Below are 6105 nucleotides of genomic sequence, written 5' to 3' on the forward strand. Positions count from 1 at the left end.
AGCTTCGGTCCTCATTAGCACCCAGAAGGAACTCCCATGCCGCTCACAGGGGCCTTCCAGCGGGCCCTCCTACGCTAGGGGAATGCTGTTCGGTGAGTTAGGTCCGCTGCTGCGGCCGCTCAGCCGGCGGTTAGCGGCCGCTGGTTGGTGCGCCGCCGCCGTCGGGCTTGTCTGCGGTTTGGCAATAGCTGTTGGTGCGGGGGTGCGATTGTCCCCGTCGATGCAGACTGTCCAAGAGGTGGGACTTGCCGCCACTGGCGCCGCAGCCCTCCTCCTGGGCCTTGCCGCCGCGAGCCAGCCACCGTCCGATCGGCACGTTGACGATCCCGAATCCGGGTTCCAGACAAGCGCGAGCGATCAAGTCCGCAGCTTCCTGCTCGCCGCCATCGTCATGCTGCTTGGCGTGGCAGGCTTCGCGGCAGCCGGCTGGATTTCGCCTGGCGGTCCGTCGCCGCAAAGCATAGCCTTCAGCCAGATCTTCCTTCTGGGGGCCGCCAGCTGCGGGCTAACGTTCCTTTTGCTCAACAAGGTGCTCCCGACCGGAAAGCGCTGAAGCGCATTCCGCGCGGGTTCCTAGGCGGGTTCCTCGCGGGCCCCTACAGGGCCAACCCGATCAATAGCGGCTCGGGATGCAGTTCAATGCCAAAGCGCTCGACGACGCCGCGGCGCACCTCGCGCGCGATCGCCACCATGTCCTCCGCGCTGGCTCCTCCCCTGTTGGTGATGGCCAGGGTGTGTTTGGTGGACAGCGAGGCGCGACCGCCTGAGACGCTGGAGGGGTCGAGTCCGAAGCCCTTTCCGAAGCCGGCCTGGTCGATCAGCCAGGCGGCCGACAGCTTGACGAGGCCATCGTTTCCAGCCGGGTACTGCGGCGCTCCCTCGGGCAGCGATGCAGCCGCTGCGGCCGGGACAATCGGGTTGGTGAAGAAGGAACCCGTGGAATACGTGTCCCTGTCCGAAGCGTCCAGCACCATGCCCTTGGAAGCGCGCAGCCGCAGGACTTCACGCCGGACGTCGTTGGAGTACGCGCGCTTCCCGGCCTCAACCCCGAGGGACCGCGCAAGCTCCGCGTACCGGATGGGTGCGCTCATGCGTCCGAGGGGCAGCTGGAATTCAACCGTCAGCACCACGTAACGGGGCGAGCCTTCCGTGGTGGTCTGTTTGAGGAGGGAGTCCCGGTAGCCGAACTTGAGCTCGGAGTTGGTGAAGGTCTGCACGGCGTTGCGTTCCCGGTCCCAGGTACGGACTGCGGCGATGGTCTGGGACACGTCGGCACCGTAGGCGCCCACATTCTGCACAGGAGTGGCGCCCGTGGCTCCGGGGATCCCTGAAAGGGCTTCCAGTCCGGACCACGCGTGCAGCACGGAGTGCTCCACGAGGGCGTCCCAGTTGTGCCCGGACTGGACCACCACGGAAACGCCTCCGCAACTATCTTCCGAGTTGACGGTGAAGCCTTGCGAAGCGATTTTGAGCACGATGCCCGGGTATCCGGCGTCGGAGATCAGCAGGTTGGATCCCCCGCCGATGATGAGCAGTTTCTGGCCCGCGGCGTCAGCCGAGCGGACGGCGTCGATGATTTCCCCTTCAGTGCGGGCCTCCACAAGGGTGCCGGCAGGGCCGCCGACGGCGGCCGTGGTCAGTTCGGAAAGCATCGTCTGGGTCACCGAACAAGCCTAGCGGGGATTGCCTGCCATGGCCGACTCAGGGATTCGCGGATTCAGGTGCGCGGGTTCAGGGATGCGCGGATTCAGGCGCGCGCTTCCGCGAGACGGGCGCCAGGAAGAAGCTCGCGACGAGCAGGACCAGGACGGCGAGCAAGGAGTGCAGGATGCCGAAGTGCTCAGCCAGCAACCCCAAGAGCGGCGGACCACAAAGGAAAGCCCCATAGCCGATCGTGGAGACGACCGATACTCGGGCCGCTGCGTGTGCTGGATCGTCCGCGGCAGCGGACATTCCCACCGGGAACCCCAAAGAGGCACCCAGGCCCCAGATGGCCAGGGCCGCGAAGGCGAGCCACGGCACCGGAGCGAAGACAAAGAGTGCCAACCCCGCCACAGCCGTGGCCGAGCACCAACGCATCACGGGCACCCGCCCGAAGCGATCCAGGACCACGGTCCCGGCAAAGCGGCCCACAGTCATGAAGGTCACGAAGATTCCATAACCGATGGCTCCGGCAGCGTCGGATTGACCGTGGCCATCGGCCAACGCCAAGGCCACCCAGTCACCCGCCGCGCCCTCAGCCAGGGCGAGCCCCAGGACGAGCAATCCAAGCAGGAGGGTCCGGCGTTCGCGCCATGCCCGGGCCACCATGCGCTTGCTGTCCAAGGGTTCGGCCGGTCCCTGCTGGCCGGGCTGGATGACGGGCAAGGGGCCGGTTGAAGGATCTTCGAAGGTGTCCGGCTTTTCGGGCTTGAAGGCCTTTGCGGTACCTCCTGCAGCGGAATGGCGGGTGATATCCGCACGGAACCAGGCGGCCGCTGTCACCACCGAGATGGCGACCACCAGGCCGGCCGCTGCCAGATGCCAGAAGACCGGCAGTCCGGCGGCAGCGGCCCAAGCGCCAAGCCCTGCGCCCGCAACGGTGCCGAGGCTGAAGGATCCGTGAAGGCGGGGCATGATGTGCCGTTCAAGGGCGCGTTCCAGTGACGCTCCCTCTACATTGGACGCCGTGTTCCAGCTGGCCGTGCCGAGGCCGACCACCATGAGTCCAAGCGCCACGACCACCGGGTTTGCCAGCACGGACGTGCCAAAACCGGCGACCGCCAGGCCGAGGCCCACCATGGCGCCGCCGATCCGCGTGGTCAGTCGTGATCCGAGCCGGATCACGATCACCCCGGATGCGGACACGGAGAGGAACGATGCCACCGTCATGCACATCAGCAGGAGGCCTACCGTGCCGGGCGTCAGGTTCAGGCCATCGCGGATCGCCGGCAAGCGGGACACCCACGACGAGAAGGCCAGGCCACTGGCGCCGTACGCGGTCACCACAGCAGTACGCCACCGCGACAATTCCGCCGCGGTGGCGCGAGGTGCAGATTGTTGCAGCCGGCTCAAGCGAGCTTCACAACGGCCTGGGACTTCATGAGGACCTTCTGGCCGGCGAAGGTGACGGTCAGGTCGATGCGCGCGGTGCGGGCTTCGGCGTCGAGCGCTCCCACCACTCCGGCGACCTCGATCACGGCACCAGGCTCGCTGCTACCGGTGGTATCGGCGACCAGCACCGGTTTGGTGAAGCGCGTCTGGTAGTCGACGACGGCGGCGGGGTCGCCGGCCCAGTCGCTCACCAGTTGCACGGCGGAGCCCATGGTGAACATACCGTGGGCGATGACTCCGGGAAGTTCGACGCCGGTGGCGAAGGACTCGTTCCAGTGGATCGGGTTGAAGTCGCCGGACGCGCCGGCGTACTTGACCAGGTCCTGGCGCGTGACCTCGATGCTGCGGGCGCCGATTTCCTGCCCGACGGTGAGTTCTTCAAGTTTCAAGCTCATGGTTACTGTCCCTCTCCGCGGACCAGGATGGACGAGGTGGTGGTGGAGACCCGTTCGCCGTCCACCGTTGTGATTTCCGAACGAGTGGTGATCATGGCCCCGCCGCCCATGGCGCGGACGCCGTCGACGTGCAGTTCGGCCCGCAACTGATCCCCGGCAATGATCGGGCGGTGGTGGGTGAAGCGCTGGTCGGCGTGCACCACGCGGCTGAAGTCAATCCCGGAATCGGGGTCCTCGATCAGCTGGGCATCGGCCCGTTGGGCGACGATGATTGCGAAGGTCGGCGGGGCGACGAGGTCGCTGTGGCCAAGGGCCTTGGCGGCTTCGACGTCGAAGTGGGCGGGGTGGGTGGCTTTCACGGCCCGGGCGAACTCCCGGATCTTTTCGCGGCCGACGTCGTACACCTCTGCGGCAGGGTAGCTGCGGCCCTGCAAGTCCGGGTTAATAGTCATGGTCCAACCCTATCGGCCCGGGAGCCGGTAAGAAGAGCCGGACAGCTACCGCGCGGCAGGCGGTCCGAACCATGTGTTGAGCGCATCGGCAAGGCCCGCTTGGGTCCGTTCTCCCACCCAGGCCACGTATCCGTCGGGCCGGATCAACACGGCGGCCGGAGGCGTGACCTCGCCGAGTGCCGGAAGCTCCCAGGCACCAAGGTATGTCGCTTCGATCAATTGAACGCGGTCCGCCCACAGTATGGTGTCGATGCTGCCGGGTTCGCCGAGGTTGAGGAGCACCGGCCGGGCATCGTGCAGCAAGCTGAAGACGCGCAACGGGCCGTCCGGAGTGACGAGGTCGAGATCGGGCATGCGGCGTCCGAGCAGCGGGTGCCCCTCGCCGGCGTCGTAATGTACATCGAGGCCGGATTGCATCGCGGCGAAGGTCTTGCGCGGTTCCTCCATGCCGAGGAGCTCGGCCATGACCTCGCCCACGGCCTTCGTGCGTTCGTCCGGGCGGCGAAGCGCGACACTCGCCATCGTGTTTCGCAGCACGCGGGCAGCCACGGGGTGGCGCTCGGCGTGGTAGCTGTCGAGGAGGCTTTCCGGCGATGTCCCCTTGACCACCTGGGCTAGCTTCCATCCCAGGTTCACGGCATCCTGCACACCGGTGTTGAGGCCCTGTCCGCCGTCGGGGGCATGCACATGTGCGGCGTCGCCGGCGAGCAGGATCCGTCCGTCCCGGTAGCTTGCGGCCTGCCGGGTCATATCGGTGAACCTGGAGATCCAGATGGGACTGTGGATCCCGTAATCCGTCCCGCATACGGCGATGAGCGCCGCGCTCAGGTCTTGGAGGGTGGGTTCGGTCGCGGGTCCGACGTGCTCTTCGGTCACCATGACCCCCACTGGCCCGCCATCCGCGTAAACCACCTTGCCGTCGATGATCTTGTATTCCAGCTTGCCGAAGGAATGGATGCCAAAGGCATTGGGGTGGACGCCCAATGGCGGCTGCTCGGACATTTCGACCTGGGCGATCAAGGCGCTGGTGGTCGGATCCCACCCGGGGAACCCGATGCCGGCTGCTTTACGGATCAGGCTGCGGCCGCCGTCGCACCCGACGAGGTACTCCGCGCGCATCGCCTCACCGTCGGACAGCTCGACGTCGACGCCGGTCTCGTCCTGCGCGAAACCGGTCACCTCGCGTCCGTAATAGATGGGCACGGCCAGCTCGGCGACCCAGCCGGCCAGGATGCGCTCGATGTGGTTCTGCCACAGACCAAGCCCGTAGTTGTGCCGGGTGGGAAAGTCGCTGATGTCGAAACGGACGCCGCCGAACCCGGCGACCTGGGCCACCTGCCCCTCAGACAGGAACCTGTCAGCGATTCCGCGCTGATCCAGGACCTCGATGGTGCGTGAGTGCAAACCGCCCGCGCGTGAACCGGCGAGATCCTGGTTTGCGCGCCGTTCGACAATTGCGACGTCGACGCCCGCCAACGCCAGCTCGCCCGCCAACATCAGCCCTGTGGGACCTCCACCGGCGATCACCACTGCATGCTTGGTCATCGCCATGCTCCTGCAGGCTACTTCTTCAAGCCCTTGCGGACCTGCTGTCCGCGGACCACCATGCCCACGACATGCAGGACCAGACCGAGCCCGATCACGAACAAGGACGTCACCGCTAGGCCTTGGTTATGGGAGGTGTTGCCGATGATCGTCAGGATGATCCCGACGGCGATAAGCCCCATCGCGCTGAAAACCAGCGTCTTGTAGGTGATAGAGGCCGTGGCCCAGAATTCGTTCAGCACCACCCAAGTTTAGGACACTTGTCAGAACGGCGAGTCCTGCAGGGCCGGAAACCCGACAAGAGTGAGCGAGCGTCGGTTCAGGACCGGCCTCCAACGGACCCTCGCTCACCTATCACGGCCAATCCACCAACGCTCGCTCACCTATCAACGCATCCGGGCCAACGCTCGCTCAGATCATCTGCAGGAGGGTATCGGAGAAAGCCGGACATATGTGAGCGAGCGTCCCGAAAACCCTGTGTGTCAGGCTCTTGTGTGACAGGTTCCCTGTTGGCGGGAGTCCGGTGCGCGGGCGGGGAAGGTCCGTGATGGATTTTGTTATTCCTGTCCGCCAATCGAATCGCCACTTCACTGTTGGGGAGAAAAACGCGATTCTGGATG

Annotated in this window: 7 protein-coding genes; 1 reads left to right on the forward strand and 6 read right to left on the reverse strand. The window is 65.9% G+C overall.

What is annotated here, in order from left to right; translation table 11 throughout:
- The first annotated feature begins 82 nt into the window (after positions 1-82).
- Positions 83-553 carry a hypothetical protein gene (locus tag AC1DJW_RS01875; RefSeq protein ID WP_284755045.1) on the forward strand — a complete coding sequence of 157 codons (471 nt, stop codon included), beginning with the start codon at positions 83-85 and terminating at the stop codon, positions 551-553.
- A gap of 43 nt (positions 554-596) precedes the next feature.
- Here AC1DJW_RS01875 and AC1DJW_RS01880 read toward each other — a convergent pair whose 3' ends face one another.
- The 6 genes from AC1DJW_RS01880 to AC1DJW_RS01905 all read right to left on the reverse strand — a co-directional run bounded on the left by AC1DJW_RS01880 (position 597) and on the right by AC1DJW_RS01905 (position 5727).
- Positions 597-1664 carry a UDP-N-acetylmuramate dehydrogenase gene (locus AC1DJW_RS01880; protein ID WP_476900575.1) on the reverse strand — a complete coding sequence of 356 codons (1068 nt, stop codon included), beginning with the start codon at positions 1662-1664 and terminating at the stop codon, positions 597-599.
- 67 nt (positions 1665-1731) lie between these two features.
- Positions 1732-2985 carry an MFS transporter gene (locus AC1DJW_RS01885; protein ID WP_476900576.1) on the reverse strand — a complete coding sequence of 418 codons (1254 nt, stop codon included), beginning with the start codon at positions 2983-2985 and terminating at the stop codon, positions 1732-1734.
- Between the two features lie 65 nt (positions 2986-3050).
- Positions 3051-3488, reverse strand: a complete 438-nt coding sequence (locus AC1DJW_RS01890) for a MaoC family dehydratase (protein ID WP_459341074.1) — start codon at positions 3486-3488, stop codon at positions 3051-3053.
- Positions 3489-3490: 2 nt separating this feature from the next.
- Positions 3491-3940, reverse strand: a complete 450-nt coding sequence (locus AC1DJW_RS01895) for an FAS1-like dehydratase domain-containing protein (RefSeq protein ID WP_059387332.1) — start codon at positions 3938-3940, stop codon at positions 3491-3493.
- Positions 3941-3985: 45 nt separating this feature from the next.
- Positions 3986-5485, reverse strand: a complete 1500-nt coding sequence (locus tag AC1DJW_RS01900; protein WP_476900577.1) for an FAD-dependent monooxygenase — start codon at positions 5483-5485, stop codon at positions 3986-3988.
- A gap of 17 nt (positions 5486-5502) precedes the next feature.
- A complete protein-coding gene (locus AC1DJW_RS01905) occupies positions 5503-5727 on the reverse strand; it encodes a DUF3188 domain-containing protein (RefSeq protein WP_284755035.1) in 225 nt (74 codons plus the stop codon).
- Positions 5728-6105 lie beyond the last annotated feature (378 nt).

This window comes from Arthrobacter sp. 05L417, assembly GCF_056397865.1.

Excerpts from the sequence above, each read along its gene's own strand:
- AC1DJW_RS01900 (WP_476900577.1), bottom strand. The coding sequence starts at position 5,485 with ATGACCAAGCATGCAGTGGTGATCGCCGGTGGAGGTCCCACAGGGCTG.
- AC1DJW_RS01875 (WP_284755045.1), top strand. The coding sequence starts at position 83 with ATGCTGTTCGGTGAGTTAGGTCCGCTGCTGCGGCCGCTCAGCCGGCGG.
- AC1DJW_RS01890 (WP_459341074.1), bottom strand. The coding sequence starts at position 3,488 with ATGAGCTTGAAACTTGAAGAACTCACCGTCGGGCAGGAAATCGGCGCC.
- AC1DJW_RS01895 (WP_059387332.1), bottom strand. The coding sequence starts at position 3,940 with ATGACTATTAACCCGGACTTGCAGGGCCGCAGCTACCCTGCCGCAGAG.